Origin of the sequence: Streptomyces sp. BBFR102, from assembly GCF_051397025.1 — a bacterium.
Classification (GTDB): Bacteria; Actinomycetota; Actinomycetes; order Streptomycetales; family Streptomycetaceae; genus Streptomyces.
Genome location: NZ_CP195757.1, coordinates 2,874,297 through 2,895,677, shown reverse-complemented (window position 1 = coordinate 2,895,677; position 21,381 = coordinate 2,874,297). Strand labels below are relative to the sequence as shown.

Genomic DNA, 21,381 nt, shown 5'->3' with positions numbered 1-21,381 from the left:
TTCTTTGCTCACGCAAGCTATTGATTTGCGAGGGCGAACTCAAGGGCCCAGCCCATCACGGAACCGCAACAACGGGCCGCCCTACGACAGGGGAGCGCACCCCGCATCCCGAACCGGCCCCCGCCTTCGCCCGCCCCCGGACACACAAAACCCCGGCCGCGATGCGGCCGGGGTCAGTGAAGGACCGACGATGCTCACGAACCCGTGGGAACGGAGTCGGTCGCCTCCGTCCACAGATCCTGCTCGGCGCGATCCGCCTGGATCTGGCGGTACACGAGGAGCCCGCCGATGGCGGCCAGTGCGACCAGGAGAAGCTTCTTCACCGCGCGACCTCGTCTTTCGTTGACGTAGGAGACCTCTGACGGCCGACTATACACACCGACCGATATCGATCGGTGACCTGTTCCCCTCTCCTCGCGCACCTCAACTCCCCTGGCGCCGCTCAGGAGTCCGGGAGAGGGCGGATGACCACCGACGACCTCGGGTGATCTTTCCGGGTGTGATCCGGGCCGCTTTTGGCCCGATGCCTCCGTCCGAGTGGTGTTCATCGGAATATCGCCGCGCCGCGAGCGTCGATCCCACGCCACGGACCACCGACCCACATGATGAGGAAGTACGCAAATCGCCCCACCTGAAAGTGGTGAATCCTGATGGCTTCCAAGGCCGCCCACCTGTGGACCGTCCTCGTCGGTGCCTTCCTCTCCCTCTTCGCCGCGCTCGGCTTCAGCGCCCCCGCCACGGCCGCGGCGCCGCAGGCCCAGCCGCAGCCCCAGCCCCACCCGCAGAGCGCCCCGCAGGAGACGTGGGCCGCTCCCTGCGCCGCACCCCTGGATCTGCCGGCGGCGGCGCCCCACTGGTCACTCGGCCTCGACCGTTCGATGCCGCCCACGATGAAGCAGCGCATCACCGCCGAGGCCCACGGTTCCTCGCCCACCTGCCGCTCCACCGTCGCCGACGCCGTGGTCACCCCGGCCGACGCGGACCGCGAACCCTCCGACGTGATCGACCGCGCCGCCGAGTCCCGCGCCACCCCGACCCGCGGCTCCGACCACGAGAACCCGCCGTGACCGGCCCGCAGCCGCGACCCCAGGCCCGAAGGCACCCGCCTCCGGGCCTTTTCGCCGCCCGCGACCAGCTACCGCCCGACCGCCCCTGCCACACCCTCGCCCGGCCCGCGACTCGGAGCGAGGGCGTCTCAGCACCTCCGCCCCCGGCGGAACCTCCCCCCTCGCCCCGCCGCCGTCGCCCCCGGCCTCCGCCTCGCGGCCGACTGACGTCGGCACAGACGACGAAGGCCCCCACCGTTCCCGGTGGGGGCCTTCGTTCTGGTGGGGCTAACAGGATTTGAACCTGTGGCCTCATCCTTATCAGGGATGCGCTCTAACCAACTGAGCTATAGCCCCGCCGCGCTCTGCGGGCTCTCGCTCCGCGCGCTGACCCCTAAAGATTAGCGCACCTCGGGGCCAGTCCCAAAATCGGTCGCCCACCACCCCGGCAGACCGAAGGGCGGGACCGGACATCCGGCCCCGCCCTCAGCGGTGTTCGGCGGCCCGCCGGGGGCCACCGCTCATTCGTCCTCGGCGAGCGTCAGCTCGACCCCGCCGACGAAACCGGCGGAGAGGTTGTAGATGAAGGCGCCCAGCGTGGCCAGAGCCGTCGCCAGGACCACGTCGATCACCGCGATGATCGAGGTGAACATCAGCACCCGGGGCAGCGACAGGAACGACTGCAGGTCGAAGCCGTTGGACTCGCTCGACCCGGTCGCCTCGGCGATGGTGCCGCCGACCGTGGAGAAGACGCCCATGGCGTCCATGACCATCCACAGCACCGCCGCCGCCACCACCGTGCAGATGCCGAGCGCGATGGAGAGCAGGAAGCTCACCTTCATCACCGACCACGGATCGGCCTTGGCCACCCTGAGCCGCGCCTTACGGGTACGCGGCTGGGTGCGCGCGCCCGTCCGGGGCCGCCGCACACCCGGCTGCTCGGGCGTCGGGTACGCCTGCGGCGGAGTGAAGGGCTGGGCCGGGCCCGCGTCGGCTCCGGTCCGCTCACCGGGCAGCGGGCCGGCCTCGTACTGGTCGTAGCCCTGGTACTGCCGGCCGCCGCCCTGGGTCCCCGGGTAGGGCTGGGCCCCCAGGGAATCGGGCTCGCGCGTGTCCGTCACGGTTCTCCCCCCGCCCGCGGAGGCGCTGCCTCCGGCCTCGGCCTGGTGCGTGGCGGAGCCACGGACGCCGTTTCCGGGTCCATTCGCTCCGGCGCCCGTGGCTCCGCTCACGTTGACTCTCTCCTCGTGCTACTCCGCCGAGGGCTCGGTGCCCTCGGCCGGGGACCGCGTGTCCCCGTCCGTACCACCGGCCGCCTCACCCTCGGCTCCGTCGGCCGGCAGGTCGCCGTCGACCTCCTCGGCCTCGCGGCCGGCCTCGGCGTTGCGGGCGATGCCCACCACGGCATCGCGCTTGCCCAGATTGATCAGCTGGACGCCCATGGTGTCACGGCCGGTCTCCCTGATCTCGTTGACGCGCGTGCGGATCACACCGCCGCCGAGCGTGATGGCAAGGATCTCGTCGGTCTCCTCGACCACCAGCGCGCCGACCAGCGACCCACGGTCCTCAACGATCTTCGCAGCCTTGATACCGAGTCCGCCACGGCCCTGCACGCGGTACTCGTCCACGGCCGTGCGCTTCGCGTACCCGCCGTCCGTGGCGGTGAAGACGAAGGTACCCGGGCGGACCACGTTCATCGAGAGGAGCTCGTCCCCCTCACGGAAGCTCATCCCCTTCACGCCGGAGGTGGCGCGGCCCATCGGGCGCAGCGACTCGTCGGTCGCGGTGAACCGGATGGACTGGGCCTTCTTGCTGATCAGCAGCAGGTCGTCGTCGGCCGAGACCAGCTCGGCGCCGATCAGCTCGTCGTCCGAACCGTCCGCGGTCTCGCGCAGGTTGATCGCGATGACACCGCCGGAGCGGGGCGAGTCGTAATCCTTCAGAGACGTCTTCTTGACCAGACCGCCCTTGGTGCCGAGCACCAGGTAGGGGGCGGCCTCGTAGTCGCGGATGGCGAGGATCTGCGCGATGGACTCGTCCGGCTGGAAGGCGAGGAGGTTGGCGACGTGCTGGCCGCGCGCGTCACGGCCGACGTCGGGCAGTTCGTACGCCTTCGCGCGGTACACGCGGCCCTTGTTGGTGAAGAAGAGCAGCCAGTGGTGGGTGGTGGAGACGAAGAAGTGGTCGACGATGTCGTCTTCCTTGAGCTTCGTGCCCCGCACGCCCTTGCCGCCGCGCTTCTGCGAGCGGTAGTCGTCGGTCTTGGTGCGCTTGACGTAGCCGCCACGGGTGATCGTGACGACGATGTCCTCCTCGGCGATCAGGTCCTCGATGGACATGTCACCGTCGAAGGGCACCAGCGCCGAGCGCCGGTCCTCGCCGAACTTGTCGACGATCGCCGCCAGTTCCTCGCTGATGATCTGCCGCTGGCGCTCCGGCGAGGCGAGGATCGCGTTGTACTCGTCGATCTTGGCCTGGAGGTCGTCGTGCTCGGCGACGATCTTCTGGCGCTCCAGGGCGGCGAGCCGGCGGAGCTGCATCTCCAGGATCGCGTTGGCCTGGATCTCGTCGATCTCCAGCAGCTCCATCAGGCCGCCGCGCGCGACGTCGACGGTCTGGCTGGCCCGGATCAACGCGATGACCTCGTCGATCGCGTCCAGCGCCTTCAGCAGACCGCGCAGGATGTGGGCGCGCTCCTCGGCCTTGCGCAGCCGGAACCGGGTCCGCCGGACGATGACCTCGACCTGGTGGGCGACCCAGTGCCGGATGAAGGCGTCCAGCGAGAGGGTGCGCGGCACGCCGTCGACCAGGGCCAGCATGTTGGCGCCGAAGTTGGTCTGGAGGTCGGTGTGCTTGTAGAGGTTGTTGAGGACGACCTTGGCGACCGCGTCCCGCTTGAGGACGATGACCAGGCGCTGCCCGGTCCGCGAGGAGGTCTCGTCGCGGACGTCGGCGATGCCGCCGATCCGGGCGTCCTTCACCAGGTCGGCGATCTTCTGCGCGAGGTTGTCCGGGTTGACCTGGTACGGCAGCTCGGTGACGACCAGGCACTGGCGGTTCTGGATCTCCTCGACCTCGACCACCGCGCGCATCGTGATGGAGCCGCGCCCGGTGCGGTACGCCTCCTCGATGCCCTTGCGGCCGACGACCAGGGCGCCGGTCGGGAAGTCCGGGCCCTTGATCCGCTCGATCAGCGCGTCCAGCAGGGTGTCCGGGTCGGCCTCGGGGTTCTCCAGGTACCACTGGGCGCCCGCCGCGACCTCGCGGAGGTTGTGCGGCGGGATGTTGGTGGCCATGCCGACCGCGATGCCCGCCGAGCCGTTGATCAGCAGGTTCGGGAAGCGGGCCGGGAGGACCGAGGGCTCCTTGGAGCGGCCGTCGTAGTTGTCCGTGAAGTCGACGGTCTCCTCGTCGATGTCGCGGACCATCTCCATCGACAGCGGCGCCATCTTGCACTCGGTGTACCGCATGGCGGCGGCCGGGTCGTTGCCCGGGGAGCCGAAGTTGCCGTTGGAGTCGACCAGCGGCATCCGCATCGACCAGGGCTGGGCGAGCCGCACCAGGGCGTCGTAGATCGAGGAGTCGCCGTGCGGGTGGTAGTTGCCCATCACGTCGCCGACGACGCGGGCGCACTTGTAGAAGCCCTTCTCGGGCCGGTAGCCGCCGTCGTACATCGCGTACAGCACGCGCCGGTGGACCGGCTTCAGGCCGTCGCGCACGTCGGGCAGCGCGCGCGAGACGATGACGGACATCGCGTAGTCGAGGTACGAGCGCTGCATCTCGGTCTCGAGCCCGACGGGCTCGATCCGCATGGCCAGCGGAAGGCCCTCGGCGTCGATCTCGGTCTCGGGAGTGCTGGGGTTGTTCTCGTCGGCCATGGCCGTGCTGGTTCCCTTCGGGAGCGAATCCCCCGCAGCCGGCCGCCGCGGTGGACGGGGGCGGGCGGTTCGGTTACGAGGACGAAGTCGTGGCGCCGCCCCCGCCTCGGCGGGCGGGGGCGGCGGCGCCGTCAGATGTCGAGGAAGCGGACGTCCTTGGCGTTGCGCTGGATGAACTGGCGGCGGGCCTCGACGTCCTCGCCCATGAGGACGGAGAAGAGGTCGTCGGCCTGGGCGGCGTCGTCCAGGGTGACCTGGCCGAGGACGCGGTGCTCCTGGTCCATCGTGGTGACGCGCAGCTCCTCGGCGTTCATCTCACCGAGACCCTTGAAGCGCTGGACCGAGTCGTCGCGGATGCGCTTGCCCTGCTCGCGGCCGAGCGCGATCAGCGCGTCCCGCTCGCGGTCGGAGTAGGCGTACTGGAAGTCGTCCCGGGACCACTTGATCTTGTACAGCGGCGGGCGCGAGAGGAAGACGTGGCCCGCCTCGACCAGCGGCCGCATGAACCGGAAGAGGAAGGTCAGCAGCAGGGTGTTGATGTGCTGGCCGTCGACGTCGGCGTCGGCCATCAGGATGATCTTGTGGTAGCGGAGCTTCTCGATGTCGAAGTCCTCGTGGACCCCGGTGCCGAAGGCCGAGATGAGCGCCTGGATCTCCTGGTTGTGCAGGATCTTGTCGATGCGGGCCTTCTCGACGTTCAGGATCTTGCCGCGGATCGGCAGGATGGCCTGGTACATCGGGTCGCGGCCGGACTTGGCGGAGCCGCCGGCCGAGTCGCCCTCGACGATGAAGATCTCGCACTTGATCGGGTCGTTCGACTGGCAGTCCGAGAGCTTGCCGGGGAGCGAGGCCGTCTCCAGCAGGCCCTTGCGGCGGGTCAGGTCGCGCGCCTTGCGGGCCGCCACGCGGGCGGTCGCGGCGGCGATGCCCTTGCGGATGATGTCCGCGGCCTCGTTCGGGTTGCGGTCGAACCAGTCGGCGAGGTGCTCGTAGACCACCTTCTGCACGAAGGTCTTGGCCTCGGTGTTGCCCAGCTTGGTCTTGGTCTGGCCCTCGAACTGCGGCTCGCCGAGCTTGACGGAGATGATCGCCGTCAAGCCCTCGCGGATGTCGTCGCCGGTGAGGTTGTCGTCCTTGTCGCGCAGGAGCTTGCGGTCCCGGGCGTACTTGTTGACCAGGGTGGTCAGCGCGCCGCGGAAGCCCTCCTCGTGGGTGCCGCCCTCGTGGGTGTGGATGGTGTTGGCGAAGGAGTAGACCCCCTCGCTGTACCCGGCGTTCCACTGCATCGCGACCTCGACGGACAGGAGCCGCTCCTTGTCCTCCGCCTCGATGTCGATCACCGTCGGGTGGACGACCTCGCCCTTGCGGGAGTTGAGGTACGTCACGAAGTCGACGATGCCGCCCTCGTAGTGGTACGTGACGGTGCGCGGCTCCTGGGGCTCGCCCCCCGTGGCCTCTTCCGAGTCGGCGCCGGCGGTCGCCGTGGCGGAGGGGCGCTCGTCGGTGAGCTTGATGGTGAGGCCCTTGTTGAGGAAGGCCATCTCCTGGAAGCGCCGGGAGAGCGTCTCGAAGGAGTAGTCGGTGCTCTCGAAGATCGAGTCGTCGGCCCAGAAGGTGACCGAGGTGCCGGTCTCCTCGGTGGCCTCGCCCTGGGCGAGCGGCGCGGTCGGGACGCCGCGCTCGTAGCTCTGCGTCCAGTGGTGGCCGTCGGTGCGGATCTCCACGTCGACACGGGTGGACAGCGCGTTGACCACGGAGACGCCGACGCCGTGCAGACCGCCGGAGACCGCGTAGCCGCCGCCGCCGAACTTGCCGCCCGCGTGCAGCACGGTGAGGACGACCTCGACGGCCGGCTTGCCCTCGGAGGGGACGATGCCGACCGGGATGCCGCGGCCGTTGTCGATGACGCGGACGCCGCCGTCGGCCAGGATCGTCACGTCGATGAAGTCCGCGTGGCCGGCCAGCGCCTCGTCGACGGAGTTGTCGACGACCTCCTGGACCATGTGGTGCAGGCCGCGCTCACCGGTCGAGCCGATGTACATGCCGGGCCGCTTGCGGACCGCGTCCAGGCCCTCCAGGACCGTGATCGCGCTCGCGTCGTACGACACGGGCGCCTCGATCCCGGAGCCTTCGGGCGCGGCGACGACCGACTCCGGTGTCAGCGCGGGGCCGCCGGTGCCGGACGCGTCCTCCTCGCCCGGGCCGGTGGACGGGATGTTCTCGTTGGGGTTGCCGGAATCGGCCACGAAGCGCCCTTTCTGGCACAGCTCAAGCCTTGATCCCCGGAGAGCCGGGATGCGGCTGCGTCGTTCGGTCTCGGTCAGCGGTTGCTGGGGCGAGGCGCGCGTCCGGCACCCGGGCGGGGGCCTGCGGTGCGTCTCTGTCCGGCCTCCCGGTGAAGGAGGCGCGAATCGAGCCCATTCTACCGCTAGCGCCGAAGGTAATGGGGCCTTGCCGGTACCTGAGTTCGCATCTGCGGCACTGAACCGCCCACTTTCGACTCCCCATATGCGGCCCAGGGCTCCAGGGGGCTCACAGTGGCACTCAGCGCTTCGGGGTGGCTCCATCGCGTCAACCAGTCGGCCGGTGGCACCGGGGGGTCGTTCGGATGACCTCCGCCATGAGGGAGAAACCCGAGGTGAGGGGCGGTTTCCCGGGTCGGCGGAGGGACTTTCGGGCACCCGGGAGGCGGTACGGGTACGGAGTGAGGCGGACTCGAGTGGCGGCGGGGGCCTGCGAGGCCGGGCCACAGCCTGGAGGCGGGAGCCGGGCCGGCGGCCGGAAGCAGCCGTGCACAAGCTCACATGCCGGCGGACAGGGTGCCGGGCCGGGCAGCGCTCAGGACTCGGTCACCCGTACGTGTCCCCCGGGCCCTTGCTCCCCGGCGCCCGGAGCGGGCCGTACCGGCGGGAGGGGCCGGAGGGGCCCATGACCTTGAGGAAGGTGACGGTGCCGGGGCCGATGTCCTTGTTGAGGCGAGCCACCAGCTGGGGGGCGAGCAGGCGCACCTGGGTCGCCCAGGGCGTCGAGTCGCAGCGCACGGTCAGCACCCGGGCGTCCTCGTCGTACCGCTCGGGGACGCAGTGGTTGGCCAGGTCCGGCCCCACGATCTGCGGCCAGCGGCCCATCACCCCGCCCACCGCGGCCGGCTTCTCCCAGCCGCGCTCGGTCATCAGCCGGGTGATCGCCGAGGCCAGCGGCAGCGGGTCGCGTCCGTCGGCGCGCGCCCCGGAGCGTAGGCCGCCGCGCCGGGCCTGCTTCCTCTGCTGGGCCGCCGCGCCCTGGGCCCGGGCCTGCTCGCGGGCGGCGCGCAGCGCCACCCGGGCCAGGTCCACGCCGGTGGGCTCGGTGCCCTTCTTCGGGTCGGTCATGCCCGCGCCACCTCGCCCCGGGTCACGCGGAAGCGGGCGCCCGCGAGGACCGGCGGGACGTCCTCGTCGACGGCGGCGGTCACCAGGACCTGCTCGCCCGGGGCGACCAGCTCGGCCAGCCGCTCCCGGCGCCGCGCGTCCAGCTCGGCGAAGACGTCGTCCAGGACGAGCACCGGCTCGCCCGTCGCCTCGCCGCCCTCCGAACGCAGCAGGTCGTAGCTGGCCAGACGCAGGGCGAGCGCCAGCGACCAGGACTCGCCGTGGCTCGCGTACCCCTTGGCGGGAAGGGCGCCGAGGCGCAGGAGGAGGTCGTCGCGGTGCGGGCCCACGAGGGTGACGCCGCGCTCGATCTCCTGCTTGCGGACCTCGGCGAGAGCCTCGGTCAGGGAGCCGTACAGCTCCTCGCGGGTGGTGCCGGTGCCGGCCGCCGAGGGCTTGTACTCCAGGTGGACCGGGCCGCCGCCGGGCGCCAGTTGCTCGTACGCCTTGTCGGTGAGCGGCTGGAGGGTGGTGATCAGGTCGAGGCGCTGGGCGAGGAGTTCGGCGCCGGCCCGGGCGAGGTGCTGGTCCCAGACGTCGAGGGTGGAGAGGTCCATGGTGCGACCGCCGTGGCGGCGGGCCAGCGCGGCCGTCTTGAGCAGGGTGTTGCGCTGCTTGAGGACCCGGTCGTAGTCGGAGCGGACGCCGGCCATCCGCGGGCTGCGGGCGGTGACCAACTCGTCCAGGAAGCGGCGGCGCTCGCCCGGGTCGCCCTTGACCAGGGCGAGGTCCTCGGGGGCGAACAGCACGGTGCGCACGATGCCGAGCACGTCGCGCGGCTTGACCTGCGAGGACCTGTTGACGCGGGCGCGGTTGGCCTTGCCCGGGTTCAGCTCCAGCTCGATGGTGCGGCGCCGCTCGCCGTGCTCGACGGCGGCGCGGATCACCGCCCGCTCTGCCCCGGCCCGGACCAGGGGCTGGTCCGAGGAGACCCGGTGGCTGGAGAGGGTGGCGAGGTAGCCGACCGCCTCGACCAGGTTGGTCTTGCCCTGGCCGTTGGGCCCGACGAAGGCCGTGACGCCCGGGTCGAGCGCGAGGTCGGCCCGGGCGTAGCTACGGAAGTCGGCCAACGACAGGTGCGAGACGTGCATGAACGGAAGCCGACCTCCCCGGCGGTGTACTGCTGGTTACTTCTTCGCCTCGACCGCGTGGCCGCCGAACTGGTTGCGCAGCGCGGCGATCATCTTCATCTGCGGCGAGTCGTCCTGGCGGGACGAGAAGCGGGCGAAGAGCGAGGCGGTGATGGCGGGCAGCGGCACGGCGTGGTCGATGGCGGCCTCGACCGTCCACCGGCCCTCGCCGGAGTCGGCGGCCCAGCCGCGCAGCTTCTCCAGGTGCTCGTCCTCGTCCAGCGCGTTGACCGCGAGGTCGAGCAGCCAGGAGCGGATGACGGTCCCCTCCTGCCAGGAGCGGAAGATCTCCCGGACGTCGGTGACCGAGTCCGCCTTCTCCAGCAGCTCCCAGCCCTCGGCGAACGCCTGCATCATGGCGTACTCGATGCCGTTGTGGACCATCTTGGCGAAGTGCCCGGCGCCGACCTTGCCCGCGTGGACCGAGCCGAACTCGCCCTCGGGCTTGAGCGCGTCGAAGACCGGCTGGACCTTGGCGACGTCCTCCTCGGAGCCGCCGTACATCAGGGCGTAGCCGTTCTCCAGACCCCAGACGCCGCCGGAGACACCGCAGTCGACGAAACCGACGCCCTTGTTGCCGAGCTGCACGGCGTGCTTCTCGTCGTCGGTCCAGCGGGAGTTCCCGCCGTCGACCACGATGTCGCCGGGCTCCAGGAGCCCGGACAGCTCATCGATGGTCGCCTGGGTGGCGGCACCGGCCGGGACCATCACCCAGACGACGCGCGGGCCCTTGAGGCGGCCCACGAGCTCTTCCAGACTCTGGACGTCCGCCAGTTCGGGGTTGCGGTCGTATCCGATGACGGTGTGGCCTGCGCGGCGGATGCGCTCGCGCATGTTGCCGCCCATCTTGCCGAGGCCGACGAGACCGAGCTCCATCAGTGTTCCTTCGCTGCGTTCGGGCATTGCCTGACGCTGCCCGAGCCTACTGCCGGGCCCCGCCGCACACCTGTGGGCTCAGCCGCTCAGCCGTACCGGCATGATCAGGTACTTGTACGCCTCGTCCGCCTCGGCGTCGACCGCGGGCTTGCCGCTGAGCAGGGCAGGCTTGGTCGAGGTGGTGAAGGACAGCTGGGCGGCGGGTGAGTCGATCGCGCTGAGGCCGTCGAGCAGGAAGGTCGGGTTGAAGGCGATCGAGATGTCGTCGCCCTCCAGCTGGGCGTCGACCCTCTCCACAGCCTGTGCGTCGTCGCTGGAGCCGGCCTCCAGGGTGAGCACGCCGGCCTCGAAGCTGAGGCGGACCGGGGTGTTCCGCTCGGCCACCAGGGAGACGCGCTTGACGGCCTCCACGAAGGGCGCCGTCTCGATCACCGCGACGGAGTTGAACTCGGTCGGGAAGAGCGTGCGGTACTTCGGCAGGTCGCCTTCGAGCAGCCGGGTCGTGGTACGGCGGCCGGCGCCCTCGAAACCGATGAGCCCCTCGCCCGCACCGGAGCCGGCGAGCGCGATGGTGACGCTGTCGCCGCTGGTCAGGGCCTTGGCGGTGTCGAGCAGGGTCTTGGCGGGGACCAGCGCGACGGCGGACGCCTCCGGGTCCTCCGGCTTCCACAGGAACTCGCGCACCGCGAAGCGGTAGCGGTCGGTGGAGGCGAGGGTGACGGTGTCGCCCTCGATCTCGACACGGACACCGGTGAGGACCGGGAGCGTGTCGTCGCGGCCCGCGGCGATGGCGACCTGGGCGGCGGCCGAGGCGAAGACGTCGCCGGGGACGGTGCCCGTGGCGGTCGGCATCTGCGGCAGGGCCGGGTACTCCTCGACCGGCAGGGTGTGGAGGGTGAACCGCGAGGAGCCGCAGTTCACCGTCGCCCGTACACCGTCCGTGGAGATCTCCACCGGGCGGTTGGGCAGGGCGCGGCAGATGTCGGCGAGCAGTCGGCCGGAGACGAGGACGGTGCCCTCCTCCTCGGTCTCGGCCTCGACGGAGACCCGCGCCGAGACCTCGTAGTCGAAGCTCGACAGGGAGAGGGCGCCGTCCTCCGCCTTCAGCAGCAGGCCCGCGAGAACCGGGGCCGGCGGCCGGGCCGGGAGGGAGCGGGCCGCCCAGGCCACTGCCTCCGCGAGTACGTCGCGTTCCACCCGGATCTTCACCGTAAGCCGCCTCCTGCGCTTGCTGGCTGCTCTCGCCCTGCTGGCCGTCGTCTGTCTGGTCGTCTTGCTGGTCCTGCCGCTGCGGCGGGCCGGGGCCCGGTCGCTCTCCGCGGCGGGCGGGCCGCGGATGAAGTCGGCGGCCGGTGGGTACGGGACGGGCAGTCGGCGAGTGCTCCGGCTGGGGTGCCGCTGCCTCGTCGATGCCGTCCCGGCGTCCTGCCGCCGTGCACCAGTCTGACGCACACCACCGACAGTCCGTGCGGCCCCGGGTCAAATCGCGAGATCGGCCCGGATCGGCGGTCGAGCCGAGTTGTGCACAGCACCCACTTCGAAACGGATTCCTAGCTCTCTACTCATGGACGTAGTAGTAGGGGCTGTGGATACCGTGGATAACCCCGTCTTCGCAGGTCGGAGGCGGTTTTTTGTCCACCGGTCCTGTGGGCGGAGGCGGTGGAAAACCGGGTGCTCCTGTGGACGGCCCGAAGTTACCCACACCCCGTCCACAGCAGAGGGCGAGTTCTCCCCAGCTGCGTCCCCAGGTTTGGACGAGTTCCCCACAGGGCCCTGCGGCAACCTTCTGTGACGCGGTTCACTCCGAGTGGTGAGGAGGCGCGTTGGGTTGCCGAACAGTGGACAGCCCTGTGGGAAAGCCCGCGAAAGCTGTGCACAACACGGGTCTGCCTGTGGGTTGCCGGTGGACAACCGCGAACGCCGCCTGTGGACGAAAAATGATCCACAGGCTGTGGATATCTTCTGTCCACTAATCCCCAGCCTCCCGACCTGGACTGATGATCTCTCACTCCGGCAGCCTGTGGACAGAATCTGGACAACTCCGCAGTCCCCAAGCTGTGGACGCCATGAACCTGACGAATCTGTGGAGAACTCCACCGCACACGTCACTATTCGAACGGGGGACGGGGGACCGAGCCGCGGAGACCTGGGCGGATCGGGGCTCGCGAGGGGCGAGAAGGGCTTCCCGGCGGCGACTTCCGGGCGTCGAGGCGGCTTCCGGACGCCTCCCGGGCGCCTCCGCCACACGACGAAGCCCCGTCCACCGCCTGGGGACAGGCGTGGACGGGGCTCGGCAGGGGGTGCAGGGCGGTGCGGGCCCCAGTAATAAGGAGAAGGGCGCGCGCGGGCGGTCAGCCGTTCTTGATGCGGTTGGTCAGCTCCGTGACCTGGTTGTAGATCGAGCGACGCTCCGCCATCAGGGCGCGGATCTTGCGGTCGGCGTGCATGACCGTGGTGTGGTCCCGCCCGCCGAACTGCGCCCCGATCTTCGGCAGCGACAGATCCGTCAGCTCCCGGCAGAGGTACATGGCGATCTGCCGGGCCGTCACCAGGACGCGGCTGCGCGAGGACCCGCAGAGGTCCTCGACCGTCAGCCCGAAGTAGTCGGCGGTGGCCGCCATGATGGCGGACGCGGTGATCTCCGGGGCCGCGTCCTCGCCTCCGGGGATCAGGTCCTTCAGCACGATCTCGGTCAGGCCGAGGTCGACCGGCTGCCGGTTGAGCGAGGCGAAGGCCGTCACGCGGATCAGCGCGCCCTCCAGCTCGCGGATGTTCCGCGAGATGCGCGAGGCGATGAACTCCAGTACCTCCGGCGGGGCGTTCAGCTGCTCCTGGACCGCCTTCTTCCGCAGGATCGCGATCCGCGTCTCCAGCTCGGGCGGCTGGACGTCGGTGATCAGGCCCCACTCGAAGCGGTTGCGCAGCCGGTCCTCCAGCGTCACCAACTGCTTGGGGGGCCGGTCCGAGGAGAGCACGATCTGCTTGTTGGCGTTGTGCAGGGTGTTGAAGGTGTGGAAGAACTCCTCCTGCGTCGACTCCTTGTCCGCCAGGAACTGGATGTCGTCGACGAGCAGGATGTCCATCTCGCGGTACCGCTTGCGGAAGCTGTCGCCCTTGCCGTCGCGGATCGAGTTGATGAACTCGTTGGTGAACTCCTCCGAGCTCACGTACCGCACCCGCGTCCCCGGGTAGAGACTGCGCGCGTAGTGCCCGATGGCGTGCAGCAGATGGGTCTTGCCGAGCCCGGACTCGCCGTAGACGAAGAGCGGGTTGTACGCCTTGGCCGGCGCCTCGGCGACCGCGACGGCGGCCGCGTGCGCGAAGCGGTTGGAGGCGCCGATGACGAAGGTGTCGAAGAGGTACTTCGGGTTCAGCCGCGCCGTCGGCTCACCGGGCCCGGTCGCCGGCGCGGGCTGTGCGGCCAGCGGACCGGGTGCGCCGCTGGAGGCGGGCAGCGCCGAGCCGCCCGGCCCGCCGCTGTGCACCCCGTGGCCGCCGTGCGCGCCGCGGCCCTCGCGGGGGCCACGCGGGTCGTGTCCGTCGTCCAGCGGCTCGCGCCGTCCGTAGTCCCCGCGCTCGGACCCCGAGGCCCGGAAGTCGTGCTGGCCGGAACCTCCGTGCGAGGGCCCGGTGTAGGAGTCCCGCTCCGGGTAGCCGAGGCGCTGCTGCTGCCAGTAGTCGTCCTGCGTCCGCGGCCAGGCGCCCGGCTCGGGCCGCGGACGCTGGTACTCCGGGTACGCGGGACGGGCCTGCGGCAGGCCCTCACGGCCCCGGCGCTCCTCGTCCCGCAACTCGCCGCCGGCCCCGCCCTGCTCCTGGCCGCGCAGCCCGTCGTACCGGTCCTGGCCGTACTGGTCCTGCGGGTACGGCTCGCCGGGGTGGCGGTCCTGGTCGTAGCGGCCGGCCTCGTAGCGGTCGCCGCCGAGGGGCTCCTGCTCGTATTCGTAGCGGCCGTGGTCCTGGGGGAAGGGGAACCCGCCGGGGCGGCGCTCCTCCTCGCGGGCCGGCTGCTGCTCCTCAGGCTGGGGTTCCTCGCCGTGCCGGTCGCCCGCCGCGCCGTACGGGGGGTAGCCGTAGCCGCGCTCCTGGGCGGGGCGGGGCGGAGGTTCCGGGTAGCGCTGCGGGGGAGCGGGGTCGCCCATCGTCGGGTCGACGGTGATGGCGATCCGGATCGGGCGGCCGCACTCCCGGCTCAGCGTCTCGCTCACCACCGGGGCGAGCCGGCCCTCCAGGACGCCCTTGGCGAACTCGTTCGGCACCGCGAGCAGTGCCGTGTCGGCGACCAGAGCCAGCGGCTGGCAGCGCCGGACCCACTGCTCGTCCTTGGCCTCGACACCCTGTCCGCGCCCGTCCCCGAGAAGATGCTCCAGTACGCGCGGCCAGACTGCGGCAAGATCGGCGGGTACATCAGCCACAGGGCACGCTCTCTCACGGGTCCCACGAAGGAGTGGTTCTGGGACGGGTTGGTGTGGTCCGATCCGGGCGGGATCGGGGCGGATCAGGGGGGAAGCCCACGAAACCGGAGTCTGGCCACGGTAGTCAGCGTGGCCGCTGCGGTACAAGTCGTTGTCCACAGCCTGTGCACAGTGTCCCCTGTCGGGGCTGGTTTGACCGAATGGAGCAGCCGCGCGTACCGTGTCGAAGTCGAGTTGTCGATGGCTGCTGCCGCCTGCCTCCGATGGGCATAGATCACCCTGAGTGATCGTGGAGCGGTTGCACTCGGGCGTAAGCGAGCTACTCGTGGGCGCACGGTGACAGCCAAGGCATCCCGCAACTACCTCATCATTTCTGGAGCCCCCGAGTGAGCAAGCGCACCTTCCAGCCGAACAACCGTCGTCGCGCCAAGACCCACGGTTTCCGCCTGCGTATGCGTACCCGTGCCGGCCGCGCGATTCTCGCGTCCCGCCGTGGCAAGGGTCGCGCCCGCCTGTCCGCCTGATCGCGCGCAGGTCGTGTCGTGCTGCCCTCCGAGAATCGGCTGAGGCGGCGCGAGGATTTCGCGACCGCGGTACGCCGAGGACGTAGGGCCGGTCGCCCGGCCCTCGTCGTTCATCTCCGCAGCGGTGTCACGGACCCGCACGGGTCGGGGGAGGAGTCTCCCCCGACCCGTGCGGGTTTCGTCGTGAGCAAAGCCGTGGGCGGAGCCGTCGTCCGTACCGCGGTGAAGCGGAAGCTTCGCCACCTCATGCGGGAACGACTCTCCAGGCTGCCCGAGGGCAGTCTGGTGGTCGTCCGCGCGTTGCCCCCCGCCGGTGACGCAGACCAAGCACAGCTGGCCCGAGACCTGGACGCCGCCCTGGAGCGGCTCCTGGGAGGGGGCGCGCGATGAAGTATCCGCTGCTCGCTTTGATCAAGTTGTACCAGTGGACGATCAGTCCGCTGCTCGGCCCGGTGTGCAAGTACTACCCGTCGTGTTCCCACTACGGCTACGGAGCCATCGACCGGCACGGAGCGATCAAGGGAACGGCGCTCACCGCCTGGCGGATTCTGCGGTGCAATCCGTGGTCCCTCGGCGGTGTCGACCATGTGCCACCGCGCAAGCGACCGCGATGGCACGAAATGCTGCGCAACGCCTGGCGAGACAGGGGCACCAGCAAGGGCGGAAACGCCGTCGCCCCTGCCGGGGGGAGCGGCGACACGTCGTCCTCCACCTCCACGACGGGCCCCCAGTCGGCCCCGAGCCCGGCCGCCGAGACCTCGCCCCATGCTCAAGGAGCCTGATCAGTGGATACGATCGCCAGTCTCTTCAGTTTCATCACGACACCTGTGTCATGGGTGATCGTCCAGTTCCACACCTTGTACGGCGCCCTTTTCGGCCCTGACACGGGCTGGGCGTGGGGACTGTCCATCGTCTCCCTCGTGATCCTGATCCGTATCTGCCTGATCCCGCTCTTCGTGAAGCAGATCAAGGCCACTCGGGCGATGCAGACGCTGCAGCCCGAGATGAAGAAGATCCAGGAGCGCTACAAGAACGACAAGCAGCGCCAGTCCGAAGAGATGATGAAGCTCTACAAGGACTCGGGTACCAACCCGCTGGCCTCGTGTCTTCCCATCCTTCTCCAGTCGCCGTTCTTCTTCGCGCTCTACCACGTGCTCAACGGCATCGCGTCGAACAAGACCATCGGCTACATCGACGACGCGCTCCTCGCCAGCGCGCAGAAGGCGCACATCGTCGGCGCCCCGCTGGCCGCGAAGTTCACCGACAGCGCGGACAAGGTCGACGCCCTCGGGTCGTCCACGACCAACGTGCACATCGTCACCGCCATCATGATCATCCTGATGTCAGCCTCGCAGTTCTTCACCCAGCGCCAGCTGATGACGAAGAACGTCGACACCACGGTGAAGACGCCGTTCATGCAGCAGCAGAAGATGCTGATGTACGTCTTCCCGATCATGTTCGCCGTCTTCGGCATCAACTTCCCCGTCGGTGTCCTCGTCTACTGGCTGACCACCAACATGTGGACCATGGGCCAGCAGATGTACGTCATCCGCCAGAACCCCACCCCGGGCAGCAAGGCGCAGGCCGCCTTCCTGGAGCGCTTCCTCAAGCGGATCACGATGAACCCGAAGGTCCGCAACAAGCGCGAGCGGAACGTCGTCAAGGCCATCGTCGCCAAGGGCCGCGACCGCAACGAGTACGAGCGCAAGTTCGTCAACGGGCTGACCAAGGCCGGCCTCGCCGCTCAGGCGGACGGCACCGTCGGGCCGAAGAGCGGGACCGCCGTGATCGACGAGGAGGGCGAGCCGGCCGACGAGTCGCAGGGTGCGCCGCGCCGCCAGCAGCCCAAGCGGCAGAGCAAGTCGCAGCGCCAGGCCCAGCCCACCACTCCGCAACGCCCCGGCCAGCGCACCCGGGCCTCCTCGGGCCGCACCGCCGGCGAATCCACCACCTCGCTGGAGAAGTCGCAGGGCGGGAGCGAGGACAAGAAGTCCTCCGGCCGCCAGGCGGGCAAGTCCGGCTCCACAGGCCAAGCCAAGTCCGGACGCAAGGGCCAGAAGCCCAAGCACCCGTCCAAGAAGTAGAGGAGTCCATCCCGTGACGGAAGGCACTACCGCCGCCAAGGCCGGCGACGAGCTCTCCCACCTGGAGCAGGAGGGCGAGATTGCCGCCGACTACCTGGAGGGTCTGCTCGACATCGCCGACCTCGACGGCGACATCGACATGGACGTGGAGGCTGATCGGGCCGCTGTCTCGATCATCAGCGACTCCGGGAGCCGTGATCTCCAGAAGCTCGTCGGCCGCGACGGCGAGGTCCTGGAGGCTCTTCAGGAGCTGACTCGTCTCGCGGTGCACCGCGAGACGGGCGACCGCAGCCGCCTCATGCTGGACATCGCCGGCTACCGCGCCAAGAAGCGCGAGGAGCTCTCCGAGATCGGCGCCAAGGCCGCTGCCGACGCGCGGAGCACCGGCGAGGCGGTTCGGCTGGACCCGATGACGCCCTTCGAGCGCAAGGTCGTCCACGACGCCGTCAAGGCCGCGGGACTGCGTAGCGAGTCCGAGGGCGAGGAGCCGCAGCGCTTCGTCGTCGTCCTCCCCGCCTGACCCGGGGACGCCCCGCCGAGGGCGCCCCTCCCGGCCCCGCCTGTGCGAACAGGCGGGGCCGGTCCTGGTCGGGGCGGAGCGGGAGTGTGGCGGATTCCTCCTGGCCGGGCTGCACGGCGCGGGATCTTGCCGCTAGCGTTCTCCCAGGGCAGGGCTCTCGCTCTGCACCCCCTTTTTTCGTCAGACATCAGCACGTTCGAGATCGCGGTACGGAAGGACGGTCCCCGTGACGGAGGCAGCGGAACTCCCCGAGGCGCCCGCAGTGGCCAGGGAGGTTTTCGGCGAGCGTTTCCCGGATGCCGTCCGGTACGCGGAGCTGCTGGCCGACGCGGGGGTGCGGCGCGGACTCATCGGGCCCCGGGAGGTGCCCCGGCTCTGGGAGCGCCACCTGCTCAACTGCGCCGTGCTCTCCGAGGCGATCGACGAGGGCGTCTCCGTCTGCGATGTGGGCTCGGGCGCCGGCCTGCCGGGGATCCCGCTGGCGCTGGTCCGCCCCGACCTCAACATCACACTGCTGGAGCCCTTGCTGCGGCGGACCACCTTCCTCACCGAGGTGGTCGAGCTGCTCGGCCTCGACCACGTCACGGTCGTCCGGGGGCGCGCCGAGGAAGTGCTCGGCAAACTGCCGCCGGTCCACGTCGTCACCGCCCGCGCGGTGGCCCCGCTGGAGCGGCTCGCCGGTTGGGGCGTGCCGCTGCTGCGGCCGTACGGCGAGATGCTGGCGCTCAAGGGAGACACGGCCGAGGAGGAGGTGAAGGCGGCCTCGGCCGCGCTGAGCAAGCTCGGGGCGGTCAGCACCTCCGTCGTCCAGGTCGGCGAGGGCATCGTCGACCCCCTCTCCACCGTGGTGCGGGTCGAGGTGGGGGAGAGTCCGGGCGGGGTCCGCTTCGCCACGAAGAAGGCCAAAGCCGCGCGGGCGCGCCGGAGGCGCTGAGGCGCGTGTTCTTTCACGGAGGGGCCGGACCCGTCGGAGGGGCCGGCCCCTCCGTGCTGGGTCCTGGAGGCCGGCCGACGGGGTCCGGCTCGTTGGGGCCACGGGCGGCCGTGGCGCGGAGTGTCGGGCGGGCCCCTTGGACGCGGTGAGCCATCGTGTTTCACGTGAAACGTCGCTCACCGCTGCAAGGAATCATCAGCCGCGGCCGCGCTGCCGCCACTCCCCGCGACCGGAAACCTCTCGGACGGGTCACGAAGTTGTCCACAGCGGTGGATTCATCCACAGAACACCGGGCCCCGCTGGTTCCCGCACCCGAAACCATGGCACGCTCTGTTCATTGCGAGTCTGAAGTCGAGGAGAGTGAATCCTTGCGGTCCGACGCCAACATCGCGGGACCGATGACCGACCCGGTCCCCGGTCCCCGTGTCGAAACAGGGGGGGCGGATGTTTCACGTGAAACACCGCCGCCGATGGACGACACCCCCATCGCTCACACCGCCCATCTGGGAGTGCAGGCGTTGGGCCGTGCCGGAGAAGGGCTGCCACGCCCCGAACAGACGCGGGTCATGGTGGTTGCCAACCAGAAGGGCGGCGTGGGCAAGACGACCACGACCGTCAACCTCGCCGCCTCACTGGCGCTGCACGGCAACCGGGTTCTGGTCATCGACCTCGACCCGCAGGGGAACGCCTCCACCGCGCTGGGGATCGACCACCATGCCGAAGTGCCGTCGATCTACGACGTGCTGGTCGATGGCCGGCCGCTCTCCGAGGTGGTCCAGCCCGTACCGGATGTCGAGGGACTCTTCTGCGCCCCGGCCACGATCGACCTCGCCGGGGCCGAGATCGAACTCGTCTCGTTGGTCGCCCGGGAGAGCCGCCTGGAACGCGCCATCAAGTCGTACGAGCAGCCGCTCGACTACGTCCTGATCGACTGCCCGCCCTCCCTGGGCCTGCTCACGGTCAACGCCATGGTCGCCGGAGCCGAGGTGCTGATCCCCATCCAGTGCGAGTACTACGCCCTGGAAGGACTGGGCCAGCTCCTCCGCAACGTCGAACTGGTCCGCGGCCACCTCAACCCCGCACTTCACGTCTCCACGATCCTGCTCACCATGTACGACGGCAGGACGCGACTCGCCTCGCAAGTCGCCGAAGAGGTGCGCAGCCACTTCGGCAAGGAAGTCCTCCGGACGAGCATCCCCCGCTCCGTCCGCATCTCCGAAGCTCCGAGCTACGGCCAGACCGTGCTCACCTACGACCCGGGGTCGAGCGGCGCGCTCTCGTACTTCGAGGCGGCACGGGAGATCGCCCTGCGCGGAGTCGGAATCCACTACGAGGCGCACCAGCACCGGTTGGCCGCGCCCCACGAGCAGCAGAACATGGCGGAGGGAATGCAGTGAGCGAGCGACGGAGGGGCCTGGGGCGGGGCCTGGGAGCCTTGATTCCCGCAGCGCCGACCCCGGAGAAGTCCGCGTCGGCCCCCGGAGGACAGGCCGCCGGGGCCGCACCGGTCCTCACCGCGGAACGCGGCATCGCCGCAGCCAAGGTGACGGGGATTCCGAGTGCCAATGTTTCACGTGAAACATCGACGCGTTCCACGGCGGACGCGCTTCCCCCCAGCCCGGTCGGCGCGCACTTCGCCGAACTGCCGCTGGACTCCATCACCCCCAACCCGCGCCAGCCCCGGGAGATCTTCGACGAGGACGCCCTCGCCGAACTGGTGACCTCCATCAAGGAGGTCGGCCTCCTCCAGCCGGTCGTCGTCCGCCAGCTGAGCCCCGGTCGGTACGAGCTGATCATGGGTGAACGCCGGTGGCGCGCCTGCCGAGAGGCCGGGCTGGAGGCCATCCCCGCCATCGTGCGGGCCACCGAGGACGAGAAGCTCCTTCTCGACGCGCTCCTGGAGAACCTCCACCGCGCCCAGCTCAATCCGCTGGAGGAGGCTGCTGCCTACGACCAACTGCTCAAGGACTTCAACTGCACCCACGACCAGCTGGCTGACCGGATCGGCCGTTCGCGGCCCCAGGTGTCGAACACGCTGCGTCTGTTGAAGCTGGCTCCGGCGGTCCAGCGCCGGGTTGCGGCCGGAGTGCTGACCGCCGGACACGCCCGCGCCCTGCTCTCGGTCGAGGACTCGGAGGAGCAGGAGCGACTCGCCCTGCGCATCGTCGCCGAGGGCCTGTCGGTCCGTTCGGTGGAAGAGGTCGTGACGCTGATGGGGTCCCGGCAGGCGTCGGCCGCCCGCTCCAAGGGCCCGCGAGCCGGCTCCCGCCTCTCCCCTGCCCTGAGCGAACTCTCCACCAGGCTCTCGGACCGGTTCGAGACGCGGGTCAAGGTCGACCTGGGGCAGAAGAAGGGGAAGATCGTCGTCGAGTTCGCTTCGATGGACGACCTCCAGCGCATCCTCCAGTCGCTGGCTCCTGAGGAAGGCCCGGTGCTCAAGAGCGCCGAGAGCAAGGCCGCCGCGGACGCTGACACGGCTGCGGCGGCCGACGGTGCTGCGGGGACCAAGGCCAGGGACGCCGACTGACGCGCCCTCTGCCCGGCCTGGAGCGGGCCGTGTTCCG

General features: G+C 70.2%; 18 protein-coding genes and 1 tRNA gene. 9 read left to right on the top strand and 10 right to left on the bottom strand.

All coding sequences use genetic code 11. From position 1 onward, the window contains the following. Positions 1 to 194: 194 nt before the first annotated feature. On the bottom strand, positions 195 to 323 hold the full coding sequence (locus tag ACSLIC_RS12830; RefSeq protein WP_003999697.1) for a DLW-39 family protein: 129 nt from the start codon (positions 321 to 323) through the stop codon (positions 195 to 197). A 327-nt stretch (positions 324 to 650) separates the two neighbouring features. On the opposite strand from ACSLIC_RS12830, the gene ACSLIC_RS12825 reads away from it, so the two are divergent. After that, the gene (locus ACSLIC_RS12825) at positions 651 to 1,067 is read left to right on the top strand and encodes a DUF6344 domain-containing protein (protein WP_436737789.1); all 417 of its coding nucleotides are present in this window, start codon (positions 651 to 653) and stop codon (positions 1,065 to 1,067) included. A gap of 259 nt (positions 1,068 to 1,326) precedes the next feature. Here ACSLIC_RS12825 and ACSLIC_RS12820 read toward each other — a convergent pair. From ACSLIC_RS12820 to dnaA, 9 genes are all read right to left on the bottom strand, one after another. Then, positions 1,327 to 1,403, bottom strand: a tRNA-Ile gene (locus ACSLIC_RS12820). Positions 1,404 to 1,567: 164 nt separating this feature from the next. Further along, positions 1,568 to 2,278, bottom strand: coding sequence for a DUF3566 domain-containing protein (locus tag ACSLIC_RS12815; protein ID WP_436737788.1), 711 nt, complete (start codon positions 2,276 to 2,278; stop codon positions 1,568 to 1,570). 18 nt (positions 2,279 to 2,296) lie between these two features. Beyond that, positions 2,297 to 4,924: a DNA gyrase subunit A gene (gyrA, locus tag ACSLIC_RS12810; protein ID WP_436737787.1), complete on the bottom strand. Its 2,628-nt coding sequence runs from the start codon at positions 4,922 to 4,924 to the stop codon at positions 2,297 to 2,299. Between the two features lie 131 nt (positions 4,925 to 5,055). Then, on the bottom strand, positions 5,056 to 7,170 hold the full coding sequence (gene gyrB / locus ACSLIC_RS12805; protein WP_436737786.1) for a DNA topoisomerase (ATP-hydrolyzing) subunit B: 2,115 nt from the start codon (positions 7,168 to 7,170) through the stop codon (positions 5,056 to 5,058). 603 nt (positions 7,171 to 7,773) lie between these two features. Next, positions 7,774 to 8,295 (bottom strand): DUF721 domain-containing protein, encoded by a 522-nt coding sequence (locus ACSLIC_RS12800; protein ID WP_436737785.1) that lies wholly within the window; start codon positions 8,293 to 8,295, stop codon positions 7,774 to 7,776. Continuing rightward, positions 8,292 to 9,425 (bottom strand): DNA replication/repair protein RecF, encoded by a 1,134-nt coding sequence (recF, locus tag ACSLIC_RS12795; RefSeq protein WP_436737784.1) that lies wholly within the window; start codon positions 9,423 to 9,425, stop codon positions 8,292 to 8,294. Before recF ends, ACSLIC_RS12800 begins: the two co-directional genes overlap by 4 nt. 36 nt (positions 9,426 to 9,461) lie before the next feature. Further along, the gene (gene gnd, locus ACSLIC_RS12790) at positions 9,462 to 10,340 is read right to left on the bottom strand and encodes a phosphogluconate dehydrogenase (NAD(+)-dependent, decarboxylating) (RefSeq protein WP_436737783.1); all 879 of its coding nucleotides are present in this window, start codon (positions 10,338 to 10,340) and stop codon (positions 9,462 to 9,464) included. A gap of 78 nt (positions 10,341 to 10,418) precedes the next feature. Beyond that, positions 10,419 to 11,549 carry a DNA polymerase III subunit beta gene (gene dnaN, locus ACSLIC_RS12785; protein WP_436737782.1) on the bottom strand — a complete coding sequence of 377 codons (1,131 nt, stop codon included), beginning with the start codon at positions 11,547 to 11,549 and terminating at the stop codon, positions 10,419 to 10,421. A 1,142-nt stretch (positions 11,550 to 12,691) separates the two neighbouring features. Next, positions 12,692 to 14,755 (bottom strand): chromosomal replication initiator protein DnaA, encoded by a 2,064-nt coding sequence (gene dnaA / locus ACSLIC_RS12780; protein ID WP_436737781.1) that lies wholly within the window; start codon positions 14,753 to 14,755, stop codon positions 12,692 to 12,694. A 386-nt stretch (positions 14,756 to 15,141) separates the two neighbouring features. On the opposite strand from dnaA, the gene rpmH reads away from it, so the two are divergent. The 8 genes from rpmH to ACSLIC_RS12740 all read left to right on the top strand — a co-directional run bounded on the left by rpmH (position 15,142) and on the right by ACSLIC_RS12740 (position 21,344). Beyond that, positions 15,142 to 15,279: a 50S ribosomal protein L34 gene (rpmH, locus tag ACSLIC_RS12775; protein ID WP_003949374.1), complete on the top strand. Its 138-nt coding sequence runs from the start codon at positions 15,142 to 15,144 to the stop codon at positions 15,277 to 15,279. An 18-nt stretch (positions 15,280 to 15,297) separates the two neighbouring features. Beyond that, entirely contained in the window at positions 15,298 to 15,669 is a 372-nt protein-coding gene (gene rnpA, locus ACSLIC_RS12770; RefSeq protein WP_436737780.1) for a ribonuclease P protein component, read from the top strand. Further along, positions 15,666 to 16,061, top strand: coding sequence for a membrane protein insertion efficiency factor YidD (yidD, locus tag ACSLIC_RS12765; protein ID WP_436737779.1), 396 nt, complete (start codon positions 15,666 to 15,668; stop codon positions 16,059 to 16,061). Before rnpA ends, yidD begins: the two co-directional genes overlap by 4 nt. A 3-nt stretch (positions 16,062 to 16,064) precedes the next feature. Continuing rightward, complete coding sequence (gene yidC, locus ACSLIC_RS12760) at positions 16,065 to 17,363, top strand: membrane protein insertase YidC (protein WP_436737778.1); 1,299 nt, start codon at positions 16,065 to 16,067, stop codon at positions 17,361 to 17,363. A gap of 13 nt (positions 17,364 to 17,376) precedes the next feature. Further along, positions 17,377 to 17,883, top strand: coding sequence for a protein jag (locus ACSLIC_RS12755; protein WP_003949378.1), 507 nt, complete (start codon positions 17,377 to 17,379; stop codon positions 17,881 to 17,883). A 226-nt stretch (positions 17,884 to 18,109) separates the two neighbouring features. Further along, a complete protein-coding gene (gene rsmG, locus ACSLIC_RS12750) occupies positions 18,110 to 18,817 on the top strand; it encodes a 16S rRNA (guanine(527)-N(7))-methyltransferase RsmG (protein WP_436737777.1) in 708 nt (235 codons plus the stop codon). Positions 18,818 to 19,137: 320 nt separating this feature from the next. Then, positions 19,138 to 20,214 carry a ParA family protein gene (locus tag ACSLIC_RS12745; protein WP_436737776.1) on the top strand — a complete coding sequence of 359 codons (1,077 nt, stop codon included), beginning with the start codon at positions 19,138 to 19,140 and terminating at the stop codon, positions 20,212 to 20,214. A gap of 38 nt (positions 20,215 to 20,252) precedes the next feature. Continuing rightward, positions 20,253 to 21,344: a ParB/RepB/Spo0J family partition protein gene (locus tag ACSLIC_RS12740; protein ID WP_436737775.1), complete on the top strand. Its 1,092-nt coding sequence runs from the start codon at positions 20,253 to 20,255 to the stop codon at positions 21,342 to 21,344. Positions 21,345 to 21,381 lie beyond the last annotated feature (37 nt).